The 1,302-nt window shown below is 66.6% G+C and carries 2 protein-coding genes; both read left to right on the top strand.

Translation table 11 applies throughout. The annotated features are described in order from the left end of the window. A partial coding sequence (locus ACFY3J_RS38845; RefSeq protein ID WP_388485020.1) for an alpha-glucosidase C-terminal domain-containing protein occupies positions 1–428 on the top strand: 428 nt, incomplete at its 5' end. Then, positions 425–1,302, top strand: an 878-nt coding sequence (locus tag ACFY3J_RS38840; protein WP_390842893.1) for an alpha-amylase family glycosyl hydrolase, incomplete at its 3' end; no start/stop codon positions are given. The genes ACFY3J_RS38845 and ACFY3J_RS38840, both read left to right, overlap by 4 nt.

Genomic DNA, 1,302 nt, shown 5'->3' with positions numbered 1-1,302 from the left:
AGTACCAGCTCAAACCCCGCGACTGGACAGCCGCCGCACGCGAGGGCCGCACCATCGCCCCCCTCATCACCAGGCTCAACGACATCCGCCGCCGCAGTCCGGCCCTGCGGCAGCTGCGGGACCTGCACTTCCACCACGCCGACAAGGACGCGGTGATCGCCTACTCGAAGCGGAGCGGATCGAACACGGTTCTGGTGGTCGCCAACCTCGACCCCCACCACACCCAGGAGGCCACGGTCTCGTTGGACATGCCGCAACTCGGCCTGGAATGGCACGAGTCGGTGCCGGTGCGCGACGAGCTGACCGGCGAGACCTACCACTGGGGCAGGGCCAACTATGTGCGTCTCGAGCCGGGCCACCGGCCCGCGCACGTCCTCACCGTCCTGCGACCGTCCACCCCGCAGATCGGAGGGTCACCGACAACATGATCGTCAATGAGCCCGTTCCGGACACCTTCGAAGACACTCCGGCCCAGGACCGGGACCCGGAGTGGTTCAAGCGTGCCGTGTTCTACGAGGTCCTCGTCCGCTCCTTCCAGGACAGCAACGGCGACGGCGTCGGCGACCTGAAGGGCCTGACCGCCAAGCTCGACTATCTCCAGTGGCTCGGCATCGACTGCCTGTGGCTGCCGCCCTTCTTCAAGTCCCCGCTGAGGGACGGCGGCTACGACGTGTCCGACTACGCCGCCGTGCTCCCGGAGTTCGGCGACCTGGCCGACTTCGTCGAGTTCGTCGACGCCGCCCACCAGCGCGGCATGCGCGTGATCATCGACTTCGTCATGAACCACACCAGCGACCAGCACCCGTGGTTCCAGGAGTCCCGCAAGGACCCCGACGGTCCCTACGGCGACTACTACGTGTGGGCCGACGACGACAAGCAGTACCAGGACGCGCGGATCATCTTCGTCGACACGGAGGCGTCCAACTGGACCTACGATCCGGTCCGCAAGCAGTACTACTGGCACCGGTTCTTCTCCCACCAGCCGGATCTCAACTACGAGAACCCGGCCGTCCAGGAGGAGATGATCTCCGCGCTGAAGTTCTGGCTGGACCTGGGCATCGACGGGTTCCGGCTGGACGCGGTGCCGTACCTGTACCAGAGGGAGGGCACCAACTGCGAGAACCTCCCGGCCACGCACGAGTTCCTGAAGCGGGTGCGCAAGGAGATCGACGCCCAGTACCCGGACAAGGTGCTGCTGGCGGAGGCTAACCAGTGGCCGGAGGACGTCGTCGACTACTTCGGCGACTACGCCGCCGGCGGCGACGAGTGCCACATGGCCTTCCACTTCCCCGTCATGCCCCG

The sequence above is a fragment of the Streptomyces sp. NPDC001231 genome, assembly GCF_042896885.1.
Taxonomy (GTDB): Bacteria; Actinomycetota; Actinomycetes; order Streptomycetales; family Streptomycetaceae; genus Streptomyces.
The sequence above is the reverse complement of the archived record's forward strand: the minus strand, read 5'-3'. Positions and strand labels throughout refer to the sequence as shown.